Here is a 21,176-nt window from a genome sequence, read left to right on the forward strand (position 1 = left end):
TTGTTTACGCGCATCAACAAAAGTGATGCTCGATTAGTAATGTCGATTAGGTCATGGGGAGCGCAAATCTGCCAAAGCGACATAAACTACGCAGCTATGTAAAGAAAAAGCCGCTTTTAGAGCGAAATCCGACCAAAACTTTACAGTCGCGTAAAGTTTCTGCCGCTTCTGAAGCGAAATCCGACCAAAACTTTACATCCGCGTAAAGAAAAAGCCGCACGCCAGTAAAAAACGCGTATCGCACTAAAACTCATCGTCAAAGGAAAACTCGTCAGCAGCATCTCCGCCGCAAACACCAAAAAGATCAAACTGCTTCTGATCCGCGCAATCGCCATATGCGTTTTTAGCAACAAACGCAGCAGCACCGTCGCTAGAAAGCAGCTCACTCGCACGATTTGAAGCATCACGCAAGGATCCGTCAAGCAGTACAGCATCTGCTGAAACGCTAAACGCGCGATCGTTAATACCCTCTAAGTAAAGACCGCCCAGATTTTCCACGCGCGAAAGCGCTACGTATCCCATTCCGGGAGCGAAAGTTCTACGCAAATCCATTACCGCAGAATCAAGCGTCATACCTTGCGATTTATGAATCGTAATTCCCCACGCGCAACGAAGCGGCACTTGATTTACGCTAGCAAGAACCGTTTCGCCATCCGTCATTTCCCAAGCAGCTGGCTTAAGAGTCACAATATTGCCGTTTTCAAACTCAACAATCGGCCATCCGCCTTTAGATTCAGGCGCGAATCTCAAAACACGCCCAACCGAGCCGTTTACGTACTGCTTTTCCTGGTCATTTCGCAACGCCATCACAGCAGCTCCGGCCTTCAAAACTAAACGCTCCGGAGCAAGCATATTCTTTTTTAAGCGCTCGACGAGATTTTTAGGTCCTGCTTCCGTTGCAACGAATTCGTGAGGCTCAGCATCAATTTGCGCAAGCTGCATATTATTTAATCCGTCAGCTTGCGAGTTCGTTGGGAAAAGATGCACTGCAACTTCGTCATCTTGAGGATATTCGCCAAGGCGGCTGGAAAGCACTTGCTTATCGTAGTCACTTACAAGACCGTTACGAATATCCGTCAAAACTTCAAGCAACTTGCCGTCATCCTGACGATGTTGCTCAGTTAAGTAGCACACAACAGGTTTTAAAGCGTCCCATGCGAAAGATTCTGTAATATAGCCTTCCGGATTTTTTCCAGCTGCAGCATACTTTTCGCGCGACGCAATAAACTCCGGGCTAGGCTCGAACACGTCACGATTTCGCATAGAAGTGCTAACAGGCGGCAGTTGGAAGAAATCGCCAGAAATAACTACTTGAAGCCCACCGAAAGGAGCTGGATTTTTGCGCACCTTCCTGCATACTTCGTCAACCATGTCAAAAAGCCACGCGTGAATCATTGAAACTTCGTCCAGCACGAGCACGTCCGTGGCTTTTATGCGCTTTCCTCGCCTAGCTCTAATGGTTTTAAGAAGCGTATCCGTAAGCGCGTTTGAAACTCCCACTCCACTCCACGAGTGAATAGTTTGACCGTTTAAGTGAGTTGCCGCAATGCCGGTAGAAGCAGTTACGGCAACGCTTAAACCGTTTTTTCGCATTTCGCGAATAGCTTCGTTTAATACGTAGGTTTTACCTGCACCCGGAGCACCGGTAATGAATGCGCTTGCACCAGCGTCGATTATGGTTAGAGCTTCGGATTGCTTCATTGGCAGTACCTTTTATTGCGTTTAGTAGTCGCGCTTTGTTTAGTTTAATAGTCGCGCTTTATTTAATAGTCGCGCTTTTCCGCGGAATTTACGTCTTCTAGCGCTTCTCCGCGACGCTCGTAGTCACGAAGCAAGCTCGTGCTCTCAATGTGCTGTGCTCCAGCTTTTGCCTGTGCTTCGCTTGGGCCTGGAGCTGGAACGAACATCATATCACGATAGTAACGAAGCTCGTCAATCGACTCAATAATATCCGCGAGCGCACGGTGGCCGCCATGTTTTGCCGGCTTATTGCGGTAAACGTCCGGGTAAAGCCTGCGCGAAATTTCCTTCAACGTGCTTACGTCTATTACGCGATAGTGCAGATTTGCCATTAAATCTGGCATGTAACGGTCGAGGAACTTTTTGTCGGAACCGACGGAGTTTCCAGCAAGATGAGCTTTTCCGCGAGCTGGAAGGAATCGCTTTACGTACTCAACTACCTGCTTTTGAGCTTCTTGTAAAGGCAAACCGTTCTTATTCCACTCGTCAACAAGCCCAGAAGAAGTATGCATATTGCGTACAAAATCGTTCATATGAGCCACAGCAGCATCGCTTGGCTTAATCACTAAATCAATGCCGTCGTCCAAAACTTTAAAATTAAAATCAGTTGGAACTACAGATACTTCGCATAATTCGTCGTGGAAAATATCGAGTCCAGTCATCTCGCAATCAATCCAAATTAAGCGCGATTCTTCCGGCGTAAACGTAAGATCTTCCTTAGCTTCAGCCATTTTCGTTCCTTTCCTAATATTTTTTTAGAACCCCTCAGCCTACATCTTCGTAGAGACGAGGCGCGTATTAAAAACGACGAAAAGCAGGCAAGTTGTAGATAACTTGCTTAACTTTTCGCCGTTTAATGCAAAAATAGTTGCGATTTATACGCGACTTATACGCGCAACTTACGCACCACGCGACTTAGTTGTGGAAACCGCTGTAGTTTGGCGCTTCTGCAGTCATCACAATATCGTGAGGATGTGATTCGCGAAGACCTGCATCAGTAATGCGAATAAAGCGTCCGCGCTCTTGCATTTCCTTAATATTGTGAGCACCAACGTAGAACATTGACTGATGCAAGCCGCCAAGCAATTGGTAAAGCACAGCATTAAGTGGACCGCGGTATGGAACTTCACCTTCAACGCCTTCTGGAACCACCTTATCGGAGCTGGTAACGTCTGCTTGGAAGTAACGATCCTTCGAATAAGACTTCTTACCGCGAGGAGCCATTGCGCCAAGCGAGCCCATGCCGCGGTAAAGCTTGTACTGCTTGCCGTGAAGAAGAACCTTCTCACCAGGAGCTTCCTCACATCCAGCCAAAGTGCCACCAAGCATAACGGTGTCAGCACCAGCAACCAAAGCCTTAGCAATATCGCCGGAATAGTGAATGCCGCCGTCTGCAATGCATGGAATACCAGCAGCCTTGCAAGCCTGAGCAGCGTCGTAAACTGCAGTAAGCTGAGGCACGCCAACACCTGCAACAACGCGCGTAGTGCAAATAGAGCCTGGACCAACGCCAACCTTTACAGCGTCAACGCCAGCGTCAATCATAGCCTGTGCACCCTGGCGAGTAGCAATATTTCCGCCAATAATTTGCACGCCGTCGAAAGCTTTATCTGCCTTAATGCGACGAATCATGTCGAGAGCCAAGCGAGCCTCGCCGTTTGCGGTATCAACCACAAGCACGTCAACTCCAGCTTCCATAAGAGCGCACGCACGCTGCCAAGCATCACCAAGGAAACCAATACCAGCAGCAACGCGCAAACGACCCTGATCATCCTTAGTAGCATCCGGATACTGCTCAGTCTTCACAAAGTCCTTAACAGTAATCAAGCCTGTAAGCTTACCTTCAGCATCAACAAGCGGCAACTTTTCAATCTTGTTATCCGCAAGCAAGCGGTGAGCATCTTCTTTAGAAATATTTGAAGGACCAGTGACGAGATTTTCGCGCGTCATCACATCCTTAACTTTCAAGCGATCGTAATCTTCGGAAGCAATAAAACGCATATCGCGGTTGGTAATAATACCAACTAAACGATTTTCGCTATCTACTACCGGCAAGCCCGAAATATGGAAACGCCCGCACAATTTATCTAAATCGGCGAGCGTAGCATCTGGGTGAACAGTAAGCGGGTCGGTAATCATACCGGATTCACTGCGCTTAACAATATCAACCTGCGCAGCTTGATCATCAATAGAAAGATTGCGGTGAAGTACTCCAATACCACCGTTACGCGCCATGGCAATAGCCATATCGGACTCGGTAACAGTATCCATAGCTGCCGAAATAGTAGGCACTTTCATGGTAATTTCGCGAGTCAGACGAGTGGAAGTATCCACTTCGGACGGAATAACATCAGTTTCGTTTGGAAGCAACAGCACGTCATCATAAGCGAGACCGAGCTTCTCGAAAATTGGTGGAACAGGAGCATACACGGATTCCGTGTTAATATCAGTTGTAGCCATAGGGTTACTATACGTTTTTGCTATGACGTTTGCCGAAACTCCGACATACCAATAACATTTTTAATTGCGTTGCTATAGATTCACGAATATTCATGTGGTGAGATTTGAGATTTTTCGCACTGAGCGCGGCGAACGTCAGAGCCGCAGGCTGCTGATTCGCCAAGCGAAGAAGAAAAATCGAAAAATCTCTGTGATTGAATGAGGTTATTAATGGTTAGCACGCAGAGTTTGGGGGATTTCTTTACGAGCGCTAAAAGAGGACTGATGGAGCAACATTCTTTAAAGAAAGGCGAACACAATAAACGCCTTTAACAGTCAAAGCGACTGAAGGACGGGACGCGCGAGGAAAGAAATCCCCCAAAACTCGCGCCACACCAAGGAAAACAAAATTAAGCAGTCGCTACGAATTGCGAAGTTCGGGCAGGCGGCGGCGCAAGTACGGCATCATTGTGAGCACAGTAAGCAACGCAGCAGCAAGAATCATCCCAACAAGCACATACACAGCTTTAAAGAACAGAATCATAATAGAGCCAAACGCAATCAGCGCCGCCCATCCCCACAAAATCAGCACAGCACCCTGCACAGAATGCCCAATGCGAAGCATGCGGTGATGCAAGTGCATGCGATCCGGATGCATTGGCGACTGCCCCTTAGCAACGCGCCTAAAAATAGCCAAGCACATGTCAAGAACCGGCAGGAACAGCACAAGAATCGGCAGCAAAATCGGCATAAATACAGGCAAATAAATACTCGTATGTACAGCTGACGGATCCAAATGTCCGGTCATAATAATCGACGCGCAAGTAATTAAGTAGCCGATTAGCATGGAGCCGGAGTCCCCCATAAAAAGTTTCGCAGGATGCCAGTTGTGCAGAATGAAGCCGACACACATACCAACCATTGCAACGTCAATAAGGGTTGCCATTGATGCGTAGGATGGCGACGTGCGCGCGAGCATGTAGGAGTAGGTTGCGAAGGCGATTCCGCCGATTGCAACAATTCCGGAAGCTAGTCCGTCCAGCCCGTCTACAAAATTTACTGCATTAATTGAAGCAACGATTAGTATTGCAGTTATTGCGATTGACACGCTTGGAGATGCCGTTACGAGCGAGCCGAGCGGCAAAGTTACAATTTGCAACCCTCCCCACGCAACGAACACGGCTATAAGCAGCTGACCGGCAAGCTTTAGCATCCAATCTAAATCCCAAATGTCGTCGCATACACCAAGCAGACATATCATGACTGCTCCAGCAAGCACCACCCACGGCTGGTGAGTTCCAGCAAAAAGCCCGGAAATAAAGGGCATGGAGCTTGCGAAAGCCATGGCAACTGCGAAACCAAAAAGCATACCTACGCCACCCATACGTGGCGTTGGAATAGTATGCACGTCGCGAGCGCGAACTTTGCCAACAGCACCCATGCGAATTGCAAGGTGACGAACAAGAGGCATAATAAGCCACGTAGCACCGCCTGCAATTGCTGCAATAAACAGGTATACCCTCATGAATGCGTCCTTTGCTATGCGGTTACTTCGTTGGTTTTAACAGCGTTTGCTAAATTTTTCGCTTGCTTATTTTGATTGTAGCGATTTGTTGGTACCAGAAATTTAGTACAAGAAATTTAGTACCAGAAATAAGTTAATAAACTTACTCACTTAACGCATTGCGAATTTCGCGCTCCGAAATCACACCTTCGCGCAAAATCACAATGCCGTCTTTATCGCTTGAATCCGCGCCAACTACCGTGCTTGCCACGTGCGAGCGAGTCGGGCCTGCGTTCAAATACAGCGGAATTTCGTTGCCGAAAGCCTCAAATGCCTCCTCGACACTGTCTGCACTTTCGTTACCGCTGCGATTCGCGCTAGAAGCAGCCAAAGGACCTGTAACGCGCAGAATTTGCATTAATTCCGGGCAATCCGGCACGCGCACGCCTTGAGTTGCTTCAGTTGCTTCAGCTGCTTGAGTTGCTTGAGTTTTCTCATCAGTTTCATTCGTTTTGCACAGCGTTGCAAGATTTGAAGCAACCGAGCCTTTCTTCGCGCGCGCAATCGGAGAATATCCACCCGGAAGGAACTTTTTGCCTAAAATATCCAGCGGAGACGGCAAATACAGCCCAAGTTTTTCTAAATCTTTCACTCCGCTCATTAAAATTTGCAGCGCCTTCGTGCGCGGTCTGCGCTTAAGCTCGTAAATTTTTGCAACTGCAGCTTCGTTAAACGGGTCGCAAGCAACGCCGTACACGGTGTCAGTTGGTACTACGATTACGCCACCCTCGTTAATAATTTGCGCTGCCATTTGCAGTGATTCCTCGTTGATATTGCAAATTTTGCTCATTTTTGCCTCTTTTGTTGCTTTTATTTATCTTGTTGCTTTTGTTTATTTGCTTATTTTATTCTGTTTGAGTCAAGTCTTTCGTTTGAGTAAAGTCTTTCGTTTGAGTCAAATCTTTCGTTTGAGTCAAATCTTACTTTTGCGCAAAAGTGTATCGCGGTCTGCCAGTTAAGTCGTTTCCAACTCTAGCACGCGAAAAACCTACGCTTTCCGCATACTTTTTAAGCGCATCTCCTTGCGAAATATCGTGCTCCATCACCATCGCTCCCCCACAGCGAAGCAGCTCAAAAGCCACGTGCATAATCTGTTCCGGAATACGCAAGCCGTCCGCAGAGCCGCCATACAGCGCAATTGGCGGATCATATTCGCGCACTTCAACCTGTTCCGGCACCTGATTTTCCGGCACGTAAGGCGGATTCGTGATTACTAAATCTACTTTGCCGCAAATTTGTGCAAGTTCCGGAGTTAAATCCGGAACATGCGCTTTGGTTGCGTCTGCAAGAACAGCATGATAGCGACTGGAAATCTGCATATTTTCGTAATTCTTTGCAGTTTCTTCAAAATTTTTTTGCAAATATTGGAAAGCTTCAGTAGATTTTTCTACAGCCCATACTTGCGCGTCTTCAACTTCCGTTGCAATCGACAATCCGATTGCGCCCGAACCAGCGCATAAATCAACTACCGTAGGCTTGCTAATACCAGATTCTCTAAGCCAATCCAAGCCAGCTTCAACAACAACTTCTGTTTCTGGCCGCGGCACAAACACGCCCTTACCAACTTGCAAATCCAAGTAGCGAAAAGGCGCGTGACCAACAATATGCTGCAACGGCTCGCGAGAAGCACGCCTAGATACAAAATCGCTATATTTTCTAGCGTAATCATGCGAAAAATCGGTTAAATCGCCAAGTATTAGCGCCTTGTTCAGCTCAGCTAAGCTTACGCCGCAAGCTTTAGCCAGCAGCAAACGCGCGTCGTATTCCGCAGACTCCACGCCTGCTTCACGAAGACGCGCAATAGCATTTTGCAAAAGTTCGCGCATTTTAAGAACCGTATGGTTATTTCAGTAATTTTACTTAACTTACTTAAGTTACTTACTTGGCTTGCGCTAAGCGGTCAGCTTCATCCGCCTGAATATCACTGTCGATAACAGGCTGCAAGTCGCCGTCAAGAACCTGGTCAAGATTGTAAGCCTTGTAATTCGTGCGATGATCCACAATACGATTTTCTGGGAAATTGTACGTGCGGATTCGCTCAGAACGGTCCAACGAGCGCACCTGCGAGTGACGCATATCTGCCGCCTCAGCCGCTTCCTGCTCGTGCTTCATAGCAAGCAAACGAGACTTTAATACGCGAAGTGCTGCCGCACGGTTTTGAATCTGCGACTTTTCATCTTGCATGCTAACAACAATTCCGGTTGGAATATGCGTCATGCGAACCGCGGAATAAGTAGTGTTCACGGACTGTCCGCCAGGACCGGAGCTCATGAAGATGTCGATTTTTAAGTCTTTTGGATCGATTTCAATCTCGTCGTCATCTTCGTCTGCTTCTGGGAACACGATTACGCCGGCTGCGGAAGTTTGAATGCGCCCCTGTGATTCCGTAACTGGGATTCGTTGCACGCGATGAACGCCGCCCTCATACTTCATGCTTGCCCACACGCCGTCTTCTGGAGCAGGCGTGCCTTTTGCGCGAATCGCAAGCTGAACGTCTTTTACGCCACCAAGTTCCGTTGAATTTTCGCTTTGGATTACGGTAGTCCAGCCGCGCTTTTCTGCGTAACGCATGTACATACGCAATAAATCGCCAGCAAATAATGCAGCTTCTTCGCCGCCTGTGCCAGCTTTAATTTCCATAATCATATCGCGCGCATCATCCGGATCCCTAGGAATTAGCGCTGTGCGAAGCTTTTCTTTTGCTGCTGGGAGTTGCTCTTCTAATCGCTTAGCTTCTTCAGCAAAATCTGGATCGTCGCTTGCCATTTCGTTTGCAGCTTCAAAGTCGTCGCAAAGCTGCTTGTAGTTGAGGTAAGCGTTTACGATTGAGCCGAGTTCTGCATGCCTGCGGCCGAGTTTTCGAATAGCGTCCGGATTTGACGCAACTTCCGGACTACCCATACGACTTTCAATATCGCGATACTCTTCTAACGCGGTAACTGCTGCCGGGAACTGTTCCTCTACTGACTCAGCCATCATATTCCTTAAGTTAAAAATATTTAATTTAACACATAAAACGCCAGCCCCGATTCCGCGAGTTACACGAAAGCAGGGCTGGCGTCACAAAAGCTACTTAGTCTTCTTACCGTAGCGCTTCTCGAAGCGAGCCACGCGGCCGCCGGTGTCGAGAATCTTCTGCTTACCGGTATAGAATGGGTGGCACTTTGAGCACACGTCAACCGTCATGTGATCTCCATCAGCGGTGGAACGAGTTACGAAAGTGTCTCCGCAAGAGCAGGTAACCTGCACTGCGTGATAGTCGGGATGAATACCCTGCTTCATAATGTCTCCTATGGAATTCGGGCGACCCGGGTCGCAAAGCCCCAATAGCTAAGCGTGAACCGGAACCTTCGTTATTTTAGTCACCACCCTCGACGCGCTTATAATTCGCATAAAAATGGAGCGCATGAAAAATTCAAACGCTCCAAATTTAAATAAATTATTTATTATTGCGACGCTTGCGATGGTGCTTGCCAGTCTTTACAACCGTGAGACCAATTGCTGCGATTGCTGACGACAAAATACCAGCGGATGCAACTCTAGACGTATCGCTACCAGTCTTGGCGAGCACAGGCTTTGACTCTGGCTCTGGTTGCGGCTCTTCTGGCTCAGGCTGCTCCGGCTGCTCAACCTCAGGCTCTATAACTTGAGCTTCAGGAATCACAGAAGGCGCAAAATCTGGCACAGGCGCTGGAGCAGGTTTACTCTCAGAAATCACATCAATTTCAACAGTAATTTCCGCTTGGCGACCGTACTCGTCTGTAGTAGTAAACGTTAGCTCAACTTTTGGCTTTCCGTTTACAATCTTCGGAGTGCCGGAAATCGTGCAAGCAGTGCCAGCGCAATTTGCGTTAATGCCGTTTACAGAAATCAAGCCTTGAGGAACTAACTTGTTAATAGTTACTGCCTTGCCGTCTACCGTAACCGTTGTGTTATTAACATCACCTTCAGTCATGTTTTGCAATCTGAAGTTCGTTAGAATACCCTCGCGAGCAGAACCACTAAACTTAAACTTCATAGGAGCCATCTTCTCGAAGTTTGCGGTAATAATGGTTTCTCTTTCTGGGAATACCATTGCAATATCGGCGTCAGTAATACCAGCTTGCACAAGTAAATTCTTCAAAGCTTCAATACTTGAGCGTTTTGAATTACGAATTATTTTTGCTGTATATGACTTTCCTAATGTTTCAGCAACAATAGCCAATCTATCACGACTTGCTTCATAACTCATATTCTCGTTATTTATAGCTTCAGCAAGAATATTCTTTATAGCCGCAAATGTAGAATTCTTAGATTTGCGGATTATATTAGCTGTAAACGACATGCCATAGCGTTCAGCAGTATTAGCTAATGTTTCACGCTCAATATCAGTTGATTTGTGGTTATCAGCACTGTTATAGATGGTATCAATATGTTTAGAGTAAGATACTTCATCCCAATTCTTGAATATGTAACCTTTGTTAGCAAGAACGTCTGGAATATAATTCTTTATTTCAGACATTCTATCTTTACGCACCCAGTATGTATGCATTGGTGACTGCATAGTTCCGCCATTGCCAGCTACATACGTTACCTTTGTGTAGTTTTCTAGAATAAACTTTCCTGCTTGACTGCCGCCTGAAGGCAAATCTCGTTCTGAGATTACATTAGGAAGCACTTGAATAGGTACATTTTCATAACGTACTATCTTTGCACCCTTCTTATTTGGATCAGATGTTTCGACCTTCACTCTAACAGTAGTAATGCCAGGCTTCACAATTCGAACAGAATTGGCACCAGAAGAATAAACTACACCAGCACCGTGCATGCCCGCAATCTCTAGGTTATTAGGATCGACACCAGACACAAGCTCATCAGGAGCAGGCACTTCATCTCCAACACTTCTGACAAACTGAGATACATTCACAGGCATATCAGCAATCTGATTTGCAACATATACGCGAATTTGTCTATTCTTATTTGTGTCAGTTAACGGAACAGGTTTGTTGCCTGCATCATAAACTTCCCACTTGCTAAAGTTCTTAAGCCGGTTCTTCAACTCATTAGTTTTGCCAGTAACGTCATCATCATACTTAGTACTATCGGACTTAAAGTAGATAACTTTCGGTTTATATGATCCATCATCCCACTTTCTTCCGAAAGCTGGTAAGAACACATACGGCACGTAGTTATCTGGAACTTTCTCATTACTCTTTGCGTCGATGATGTTCATCACCTTTTCATACACTGCTTGGTATGTAGTATTTTCAGAATACTTTTCTTTACGAATATCATCATTCGTTAACAACTTGCCATAATCCGAGCCTTGTACATTAACGCTAGTTACAGATGTTGGTTCACTTACCATCAAAGTAGTGAAAGGAATTGTAGGTTGATCTACTAAGCTTCGCTTTGCGCGGCGAGCAGTATTATTCGCATTAAGATCAACAAAATTGTTAAGCTTCCTCCAGCCTTTGAACACATAATGATATCCATCAGCATCATAATCTTCGCCAACAGCTTGTGGGGCTTTTACGCCCGTAACGTCGTTTTTAAGAACGTAGTACAGCTTAGTCGCATCCTTATCAAGGCTGCCCTGGTCTTTATGATCAATTTGATTGGCATTTATAAAGTTGACCTTAACATACTTATCCTTATTGAGAACAAGATCACGCTCTGCAGCAACACCAGTAAGAGTAGTTTCAGTAGTAGTACCAGGCTGAGAACCACCACCAGGCTGCTGAGAACCAGGCTCAGTATGGCTATCAGGCTTCTTCGGTAGGCTCTTATCGTACATCAACTGATAAATAACCTTAAGGCGAGCAACGCGCTTATAGGTTTCAGGCTTAGCGCCATCCTTGTAATTTACTGTAATCTTTAGAGGCACAGTGTACAAAGAAGGCTTCTTAAGCATTTTATCTTCAAAGTCTTTTGGATCCTTACCTTTAGGCAAATCGTATTCGATTTTTACGTCTTCTATATCACCCTTAGCATCTGCATCTTTCTTCAAATCAGCAAGATTTGTCAAATATTCTTCTAACTTCGGAAGCGTGTCACGCTTATCTTGCACAGCAACCAAGTAATCAGTCTGCACTTCTGGCTCTGTCCAAGGAGTTTGACCTGCCACGAACTCTTGGAATGGCTCGTTGACTTTCCAATCCGAAACATCGTCTATAGGCGTTACTTTTTCTTTGCCATTAATCATGCTGCTTCGAGACCACTTGCCAGTAGGGTTGGTAAGATTGTTTTGGAGGAAATCTAACGCCTTCACGTCGGTAATCTTACCATCGCTATCCGTAACTTTTACTGTAATATCAGCAAGATTAGCGCCCTTCTTTACATAGAACACCTTAGGGCCGTCTGTGCCGTCCTTCCACTTTCGTTTTGGAGCAGGCTTGAAGATTGCAACTACAGAATCCTTAGGAACTGTTCCGTTGTCGGACGAACTCGAGAAATATTCAATCTTCTTATAAACAGCGGTGTAAATTTTGCCAGCATCAACGTTCACCGTAATATCTTTATAACGGCTTTCAGAATCGATATCGTAATTAGTTATCTTTGCAGGGTCGGTTTCAGCGTCAGTAGTCCATCCCTTGAACACATAGTGGTAGTTATCTTTACCATGATCCATGCCGAAAGCTTGCGGCACGTTGACTCTAACATCCTTATGCTTATAAACATAAGCAGTTAGCGTAGTTTTTTCGCCAGCAGGATGAGTAGTGTCAGTCGTATCGTGACCAATAATAGTGCCTTCATCGTTACTACCAGTAAAGGTGATAGGCGCGTAATCGCCAGCATGCTTGCTGCCGTACTCGGTAGCTTTAAACTTATCCCAATCACTTGCATACACCAAATCCGGCAGAACGCGGTACAGCACTTCAGCTTCAGCAGTGTTGCCGTTAAGCGATACTTTCACTTTAATCTTGTGCAAGCCTGGAGTGTTGTCAAACTTTTCGTCTTTGCCGAATGAGAACGTAGCACCATCTGGATACTCATCAGCATTCGTTATAAGCTTCTTAGCAGACTCGCCACTTTCAGTACTAATATTCTCAAGTGGCGTAAGCACTTGCGGAGCTGCGGCAATAGGAGCTTTTAGCTTGAAGTTAGCACTGTAAATTACTTCAGGGCTGTTCTGCTCTTCGGAGCGAATCGGCAAACGCGTTAAGCCGGTATCATACTTAATCTCCGTAGAGCCAGGGGCATACGAACCGATTTGCGAAGTCCAGCCATCAAACTCAAATCCAGGCTTTGCTTTAACTGTTGGAAGCGGCATCTGATATGCCTTCGTGCCCTTAATTGCATCGTACACAAGAGCAGAACCGTCAGCTACATCCTTTTTCTGCCAGTCAACAACGCTGCCCATAGAGCCTTGACCATCGGCCACTTTGAACACGTAGCGCGTGTAGTGATCCGGGCGATACGGAGGCTTCTCAGCATTAGGCTTCTCAGCAATATACTTGCGCTTAAGCACGCGAACGTCTTTATATTTGAAGGTGATTGTTTTTTCGCCAATTTGCTTGCCATCCTCGCCAGTAGCGTATTCAATATTCTGCTGCGTAGTTTCTGGCATAAAGCCTTCAATCGGCTTGTAGAACGCTACGTCGTACTTTCGATTTACAGAGCTGACTTCGCTTTCTGGAAGAAGTTCCTTTTCGTTGCCGTCTTTGTCGGTAGTTACATAGCGAACCCTATACTTGCGCGTATTATACGTTTGGTAAATAAACTCGCCAGTATTCTGATCCTCGTCCTTCGAAGCTTCAAAGCTCGTGAACTGCTTATCTGGGAAGTGCGTTTCGTCGCTGTAGACTGCTTCCGCATTGTAGCGCAAATGCTCGCGCAAGCCGGAAACCGTTTGAGTAGAAATGTGGTCTACCATCGCAGCCTTGGCTGCAGCATCAGTAGCATTCTTATAATCAGCAATCGTTACGCCTGGCTTTAAGAATATGTGCTTAAAAGTGCCGTTGTAGCGAGTATCTTGAACCCACACAGCTCTAAGCGTTATATCTTCTACTACTTTGTTGCCAAAAGCGTATGGAGTATTAGCAGGTACTACCTCATTGCCTTTTTTAGCAAGCTCCCAGCCGTAGAAGTCGTAGCCTTTGCGAGTTGGGGTGGTTATTTTCTTTTCGTCAATAACTTGGTAGTGATTGAACTGCTTTTCCACAACTACGTCGGAGCCACTTATTTCATTGCCGCTTTCATCAGTTTCAGGCATATGGTAGTCAAACGTTACAGTGTGCTGAATATCAGTTGGAGCACCCCACGCAGCGTAAAGCTTAATGCCGTTGACTGGCACTGTAATATCTTTGTTTTCGCCATTTATAAACTGAGTGCCAGCTTGATCAACAGCCCAGCCTTTAAACACGTAGTCTTTTGGCAAATTATCAGGGCGTTCGATTGAGTAAGTTTTGCCGTTAAGCGTGAAAGTGTACTTGCCGTCGAACTGCTTAGACTTATCGCTAGCATTGTCTTTAGTTACAGAAGCATCGTAAGACTTATCGTTTCCGTATAAATCTTTATCTTCGCCCGTCAAATCTTTTTTGCCGCGCTTAGTCAAGCTATACTCAAACGGCAAGCTCTCTGTAGCAGCGCCCTTTGTATTGTTTATAGCCTTGCCGTCCGCATTATAAAACTGCACATCGTACGACTGGCGGTCATACTTAAACTCAAGTGGTTTGTTTTTATCAAATTCAGTTGCATCATCACCTTTATAATTTTCTTGTTCATCTACTGGAACACCCCTAAATTTTCTAAATGCTAAATGATACTTTTTAGCAAAAGCTTTCTTCTCATCATCACTTAAATCATCCCAATCCCCATGACCATGAGATTCGTTATACCACTCTTCCAGCTTATCTTCAAAGTCGCCTGAATCAAAATCATCACCAACTTTTGTCGTATCATAACCATCAGCAGGATTAAAACCAGCAATAGATGGAGCTGGATAATCATAGTCAGTGTTGGGAGTATCATCTTTGCTATAAGAATCGGTAGAAAGCTCGTAGTCATCATCGCTTATCTCATCACCCTTTTTAACGCTTTTAGCGGATGCAATACTTTGCTTCCTAATAATCACCTGTATAGGCTCACTTTGACTACTGCTATCAGCAGTAAGCAGACGCTGATTATCTTTTAACTCGTATGTATTATTTGGATCACTATCAGGATTATCGCTAATTTTAGGTGCTACTTTGTCTTTTTGATTTTTTTTAAAAACAGCACGCAAACTAGGGTCAGCAAATTCTTCTTTAGTAAAACGATACGGAGGAGTGTCACGATATATTACATCCCCTGCATATCCAAGCCGCCATCCTAAAGAGCCTATATCTTCTCCATTAAAATCTAATTCACTTACATCAGGCCAAATATCAGTAAGCTTTTGACCGTAACGAACATTTACGCGGTAACCTTTATGGTTAATCTCAGTTCCACTACTATCATCAGGTTTACCATCATACTTCGTTGAGCAATCGCCACCGCCAGCATAGCAATAAATAGTTGTTTTGCCATTTTCGTCTTTTCTTTTTATAGCAACATTTTTGCCACTATCTACGCCAACAGGCTTAGCAAAAATAAGCTCGTACTCTTTGCGGTCGTAAACTAAGTTAAGAGTGTTGTTTAAGTCGTTCGCGCAAAGCTGCGATTTACTACGTTTGCCTAAATCTGAGCGGCCCGGCACAAGATAATGTTCCTCACGATTAAGCTTTTTAGTAAGCTCCTTATTCACATGGAAGTAGCGCGTGAATAAATCATGGCCTTTGTTTCCAGCAGCACCAGGATTATCAGTATCATACCCGTCTAAGTTTGTTACAGCCGTATCGTTCATCCAGTTGAACTTTGAAATTAAGCCAGTCTTATGTTCAGAATCTGTGCCCTGCAACTCTTCTTTAGTTAAGCCGAGTTCCGGGTTTTCTACATAATTATCTACGCTTTCGCCATTAAGCACATTAGCGTCCTTAATAACGCCTGCATCATTCATCTTATCAAGTGCGACAACGCTGTCTGTTTGCACATTCTTGCGCTCAACAAGACCAACAAAGTCGTAGTTTGCAAGCGAATCCGGATGCTCTTTGTCAACCAAATCAGCTTTTTGCACCCACACATTCACGCGGTAGCTGGTAGTCTTGTTCGCTTCCCAATTAGCACGGAATTGCACATTGTGATCCGGCATCTTGTAGTCATCAAGAGAAACAATAGTATTATCAGCATAGAGAGGATCGCTCTCTTGGCTAGAATCAACTACAGACCAACCCTTAAACGTGTAGCCACGCCTAGTTGGCGTTGCAACTTTTGGCACAGGTTGCTGGTAATACACTTTTTGAGCAGTAATATCTGTGCCGCCAACAGAATCATAAGTAACTTCATACGCTTTACGGTAGTAGCGAAGGTTCAAAATCAGCTTGTCTTTTTCGTCTTCAGAATCCGAAAGTGGCGAGCTAATAAGATTATGTTCCGGCTCGTAGCCTGGAATGTACAGAGCTATAGCGCTCACATCTGAGCCAACAGTTCCAGTAACTTCAGTGACGTGAATACGTTCTGTTGTGCCATCTTTGTGAGTTACTGTAATAGTCTTACCAATGCCAAGATTTGCAGCTTCCTTAAACTCGTTCTTATCGTCAATTTGTTGCAACAAGTGACGAACATAGTACTTAGCTGTTTTAGGAGCGTAGTTGATGTTCAACTCGCCGTAGTACTGAATGCCGTCTTCTGCTTTTGGATCCGTAGAGGATGAGGATTGCGTAGTTGATGTCGACGTTGTTGTTTGAGACTGCGAAGTTTGCGGAGCTTGAGCGACGTTGTTGCCCCCAACAGCCGGCCTTTCCTTTACAGCGTAATCAGTAATCAGCTTCTTGTCCAAACGCAAGTAGCGAATAGCATCCGCATCCGTGCCATCGTCAATAACAAACTTGCTGTTAGCTCCTTCACCTTTTTTAACGTAGTACTGGTAATCACCGGAATGATATACGGAAGGGCGGTATCCAGCAGCCTTTGGAAGCTCAATGTATTCATACTTGCCGTCTTTGCCGAGATTATCGAAGCCTTCTTTGTCAATAGTAAGCTCATAAGGCTGCACAAGCTGCTTGTTCGCAGCACCGCCAATCGTATAGCGAATTTTCAAATTGTACGTAGCTCTTGGCTTTTTGTCGGTTTGTACCTGTTCGTTGGCAGTGTTTTGGTCACCAGCCGTTGGATGCTGCTCATTCGGCTTAATTACCTGGCTATTTGGATCAGTTGCTGTGTTATTAGTTGCTGAGCCAGTGTTCGATGTGTCAGTGTTCGGTGTGCCAGCGGTCGGTGTGCCAGTGTTCTGTATGCCAGAGCCCTGTGTAGAAGAAGGTGAAGGCGTTGGATCATTATTCGAAGCAGACCCAGGCTCTGAAGTAGGTGTTGAGCCAGTAGTTGAAGGCGTAGCGCTTTTATCTTTGCCTGTGGAACCTGTACCTACACCTGCACCTTGCGCATTATCATGCGAACCTTGTGCAGTGCCTTGTGCAGTTGGATTTTCTGCACTTTGCCCTTGTGCAGCACTGCCTGCACTTTGCCCTTGCGTACCCTGCACCTGTGCATTGTTTTGCGCACTTGGTGTTTCTGAACTTGGGTTCGCTGTACTTCCAGCACCTGTACTTGTAGGAGTTGCAGGAGAAGACGGTGCAGTTGTATTGCTTGCAGGAGCAGTCGTCGGAGTTGCAGCTGTATTATTTGCAGAAGATGCAGCAGGAGATGCAGTTACATTTGCCGCAGAAGGTACACTACTCCCGCTATTATCACCACCGTTATTCTCAATAGACCTAGGCTTACGCACTTTCGGCGTATTTGCAGCACTTACTGTATTCGTATTTTCTGCGTGAGTGCTTGCAGGTTGTGCATTTGTATTCTGCACTGGCGCAGGCGCACTTACTTCAGCAGATCCAGCAGGTCCAACGGCATTAGAACTGCCTAACTGTGAGTCAATTTCGCTCTGTTGTGCTTCTTGTTGTTGCGATTCGTGCTGTTTTGCTTCACTCTTATTGATTTCACGCTGCTCAATCTCACGCTGTTGTGCTTCGCGCAACTGTTGTATTTGTGCATCATGACGTGCAAGCTCTACAAACTTCTGAGTTTGAGCACTCTTATTGAGCACGCCAGCACCCCAACGCTGCATGTTCAATTCTTCTACATCAGGCTTACCTTTGCCCATTTTTTGCGTCGTATTAGACGCATTGATAATATCTTTTTGAGTAGGCTGAAGCGCAGAAGCCACAACAGACGGCAGCATCATTGCCAAAGTTGAAGCAACAGCAACTCCAGCAACTCCCTTGCGTAAAGCACGAGAACGCTTCACAGCATGAGCCTTACGAAGTGTTCTCTTTGGTTTATTATCACCATATAAATCTTTACGCTCTGACATTATTTCTCCTCACTCCAACCAATTTCAAGTAAACCGCGCATACTTATAGATCTTCATATATTATACATGAATACAGTATATGAACATAAAATAAACATTTGTTATAATTTTTTATTCATTACAAATCAACTACAACGCATATTTATGCTGGCAAATAAAATCACCTAACTAATAATACAATAATCGATACCCCCCCCCCCATAAAATCAGGCGAACTGCTATGACGTTAGGAATAAGCTCAGTGAGGACTCACATCTCATCATGCGGTAGGCGAACTGCTATGCCATGAGGAATAAGCGCTCAATCGCTTCGTTTCGTTAAAATATGATACAATATAAAAACGTGTGCTTTAGAGTAACAAATGTGCTCTAGCACAACGATTGTGTTTTAGCACAACGATTGTTTGAAAAATCAAAAGGGGTCGATCGGTTTCGACGGTGATCTGTTCGCCGCGGGGAAGCGTGCCGAGAATGCGAAAGTCCACTCGTAAACGTCCTTTCGCAAAAGAATAAGTGCTAAATCTAATCGCACTGAGTTCGCTCTCGCTGCCTGAGCTTCGCGCCAGGATTAACCAGTGAGCAGCTGCTCCGTTCACCCACTCACGTCTTCGGGGTGGTGCTGAACGTCATTAGAAGACTTGCTTGAATTGCCGGGCTGCAGGGCAATTCAGGGACTTTTACTGTAGATATGCTCGCCATGAATTGTCTGCGATAACATGGGGGCAGAAAAACTGCCGCACGGTCAGCAGACTACGCACGTAGAAGACCGAGGGTACGGTCACCGGACCGGGGTTCAATTCCCCGCGACTCCACAAACGCAAAAACGCCACTCATCAAGCAGTGGCGTTTTTTGTAGCAAAACCCAATATTTTCAAGGCTTAAATTAAGCGTCAAAAGCATCTCCGAGATGATGCTGAGTAGCGTGCTCAGCATCATCAGAATTATCGCAATCAAACTCCCCCGCGTCCGCAGCATCAACGATTGCGAGCGCAGCTTCCGCAAGATCCGGTCGCAACGCGTCCAACCAGTGGATGCGAGCATCCCTACCAAACCAACCCATTTGCTTGCGCGCAAGTCGTCGAGTTTTTTGCGCAATATCCGCAAAAGCCTCATCCTCACTCCAAACGCCATCCAAATAATCCATAATCTGCTGATAGCCGAGAGCACGAACTGCAGTCACGCCCAATCGCCCTCGAATCGCGCGCACCTCATCCACAAAACCCTGCTCACGCATAATTTGCGTACGTAAATCCACGCGCTTATCTAAATCTTCACGACGCAAATCTAAGCCAATTTGCACGCAATCAATCACATACTTATACTTCGGAAGCGTTGCGGAATAAGGCTTTCCTGTAAGCTCAATCACTTCAAGCGCGCGAATTGTACGTCGCGGATTGCGCGCATCCATATTCGCTGCAGCAACCGGATCCTTCTGCTTCAACTCATCAAACAGCGCACCTGCTCCCTCTTTGCGCTCGCGCTCCTCCAAAGCTGCACGAATAGACTCATCCGTGCCTGGAAATGTAATATCATCCACAGCAGCACGCGCATACAATCCCGATCCTCCAACTAAAATCGGCCTCACACCGCGCGATTGCAGCTCACCAATACACTTCCTGGCAAGAGTTTGAAAGCGCGCAACCGTCATAGTTTCTTCAGGATCAATAATGTCAAGCAAATGGTGAGGTACTTCCGCTTGCTCCTGTGTGCTCGCCTTCGCCGTACCAATATCCATGTAACGATACATTTGATACGCGTCTGCGTTGATGATTTCCGCGCGAATCCCGCGCTCAGCTAATTTTTTCGCAAGCGCAATACCAAGACTAGTTTTGCCTGAAGCTGTAGGACCAACTATCGAAATTACTTTAGGAATATTATCCTGCTTATTTTCAGACAAAATACACTCCCCGTCAAAATACTTTGCTAGATTTTGCTTGCGCACAACTACCTAAGATATTTATATCACGCTTTACAAAGAATATTACATTTACATACGCACTCCCAGACGTTTAGCAGTTTTTATAGTATTATTAAAAGACGTGATACTTGATCGTCATAACTGCGTAAACGCAGCAGAACTCTATGCGCGTCTTCATAGCAACGAAGCAGCTAATGAAAGCAGCAATGTAAGCAGCAACGTAAGCAGCAACGTAAGCAATACAAAAAACCAACAAAATTGCTCCCAATGCGGCAAAACTAATTCGCTTATGCTTCCTGAAGACCAAATCGACGAATTTGTAAACATGATGCAAATTTACGAAGGAGCAATGTACGAAATAAGTACAAAGCTCGAGATTCTAGATAGCGAATTTCAGGTGCGGTTCTCTCACGACCCAATTCATCACATGGAACGTCGTCTTAAATCAGTGCACTCAATTTTTGAGAAGCTGCAGAGACGTCATCTAGATATTTCCACACGCTCTATACGCGATAATCTTTTCGACGTAGCTGGAATTCGCGTAATTTGCAATTACTGCGACGATGTGTATTCTGTAGCGCAATATCTTTCTAAACAAACAGACATTCAAGTATTGCAAGTTAAGGATTATATTAAGAATCCAAAACCTAATGGATACCGCAGTTTGCACGTAATTTATGCAGTTCCTGTGTTCTTGTCTTCTGGAGCACACTACACGCCAGTTGAAGTGCAATTCCGAACTATTGCGATGGATTATTGGGCTAGCTTGGAGCATGCTTTAAGGTACAAAGCCGGTTTGCCGGATGCAAAGTTGGCTGAACACTCTCAAACTTTGCTCGATTGCGCGCATAGCTTGCAAAATATTGAAACACAAATGCAAGGTATTCATCGCGATATTAATGGTGCTCCTCAAGTTGAAGAGGCACCTAATAGTAAGGCATAATACAAATACGAAGCGCAAGCTTACGCAAGATTAGGCGCAATTTTACGCAATATTAAGCGCAAGATTACGCAATACGAAAACCAGCTTATTGTGCAAACGTACTAAATTTCGTTACATTTTTTAGCATTTTCCCAGATGCTTTAATTATAATTATGTGAGAACGTTGTCTTGACAGCGTTTTATTTCATAGCTGTTAAGGAGAAATA

11 protein-coding genes and 1 other RNA gene are annotated in these 21,176 nt (G+C 45.4%); 2 read left to right on the forward strand and 10 right to left on the reverse strand.

Annotation, left to right across the window (positions count from 1 at the left end):
- Window positions 1-243: 243 nt before the first annotated feature.
- The 9 genes from ACJV2T_RS03580 to ACJV2T_RS03620 all read right to left on the reverse strand — a co-directional run bounded on the left by ACJV2T_RS03580 (window position 244) and on the right by ACJV2T_RS03620 (window position 18,110).
- Window positions 244-1,701 (reverse strand): PIF1 family DEAD/DEAH box helicase, encoded by a 1,458-nt coding sequence (locus tag ACJV2T_RS03580; protein WP_419399164.1) that lies wholly within the window; start codon window positions 1,699-1,701, stop codon window positions 244-246.
- Between the two features lie 62 nt (window positions 1,702-1,763).
- On the reverse strand, window positions 1,764-2,471 hold the full coding sequence (gene orn / locus ACJV2T_RS03585) for an oligoribonuclease (RefSeq protein ID WP_419399165.1): 708 nt from the start codon (window positions 2,469-2,471) through the stop codon (window positions 1,764-1,766).
- A 184-nt stretch (window positions 2,472-2,655) separates the two neighbouring features.
- Entirely contained in the window at window positions 2,656-4,200 is a 1,545-nt protein-coding gene (gene guaB / locus ACJV2T_RS03590; RefSeq protein ID WP_415689576.1) for an IMP dehydrogenase, read from the reverse strand.
- 400 nt (window positions 4,201-4,600) lie between these two features.
- A complete protein-coding gene (locus tag ACJV2T_RS03595; protein WP_415687643.1) occupies window positions 4,601-5,704 on the reverse strand; it encodes an MraY family glycosyltransferase in 1,104 nt (367 codons plus the stop codon).
- Window positions 5,705-5,846: 142 nt separating this feature from the next.
- A complete protein-coding gene (locus ACJV2T_RS03600; RefSeq protein WP_419399166.1) occupies window positions 5,847-6,533 on the reverse strand; it encodes an L-threonylcarbamoyladenylate synthase in 687 nt (228 codons plus the stop codon).
- Window positions 6,534-6,663: 130 nt separating this feature from the next.
- Window positions 6,664-7,569, reverse strand: a complete 906-nt coding sequence (gene prmC, locus ACJV2T_RS03605; RefSeq protein ID WP_419399167.1) for a peptide chain release factor N(5)-glutamine methyltransferase — start codon at window positions 7,567-7,569, stop codon at window positions 6,664-6,666.
- Between the two features lie 52 nt (window positions 7,570-7,621).
- Window positions 7,622-8,719: a peptide chain release factor 1 gene (gene prfA / locus ACJV2T_RS03610; RefSeq protein ID WP_004118799.1), complete on the reverse strand. Its 1,098-nt coding sequence runs from the start codon at window positions 8,717-8,719 to the stop codon at window positions 7,622-7,624.
- 93 nt (window positions 8,720-8,812) lie between these two features.
- On the reverse strand, window positions 8,813-9,025 hold the full coding sequence (rpmE, locus tag ACJV2T_RS03615; RefSeq protein ID WP_004113085.1) for a 50S ribosomal protein L31: 213 nt from the start codon (window positions 9,023-9,025) through the stop codon (window positions 8,813-8,815).
- Between the two features lie 157 nt (window positions 9,026-9,182).
- A complete protein-coding gene (locus ACJV2T_RS03620) occupies window positions 9,183-18,110 on the reverse strand; it encodes an InlB B-repeat-containing protein (RefSeq protein ID WP_419399168.1) in 8,928 nt (2,975 codons plus the stop codon).
- A 417-nt stretch (window positions 18,111-18,527) separates the two neighbouring features.
- Between ACJV2T_RS03620 and ssrA the strand changes: the two genes are divergently transcribed.
- Window positions 18,528-18,924, forward strand: a transfer-messenger RNA (tmRNA) gene (ssrA, locus tag ACJV2T_RS03625).
- 68 nt (window positions 18,925-18,992) lie between these two features.
- On the opposite strand, the gene miaA is transcribed toward ssrA, so the two are convergent.
- A complete protein-coding gene (miaA, locus tag ACJV2T_RS03630) occupies window positions 18,993-20,006 on the reverse strand; it encodes a tRNA (adenosine(37)-N6)-dimethylallyltransferase MiaA (protein WP_419399169.1) in 1,014 nt (337 codons plus the stop codon).
- Between the two features lie 142 nt (window positions 20,007-20,148).
- Here miaA and ACJV2T_RS03635 point away from each other — a divergent pair, with 142 nt between their 5' ends.
- Entirely contained in the window at window positions 20,149-20,970 is an 822-nt protein-coding gene (locus ACJV2T_RS03635) for a GTP pyrophosphokinase (RefSeq protein WP_415683764.1), read from the forward strand.
- Window positions 20,971-21,176 lie beyond the last annotated feature (206 nt).

The organism is Gardnerella phocaeensis, from assembly GCF_048545075.1.
Lineage (GTDB): Bacteria > Actinomycetota > Actinomycetes > Actinomycetales > Bifidobacteriaceae > Bifidobacterium > Bifidobacterium vaginale_J.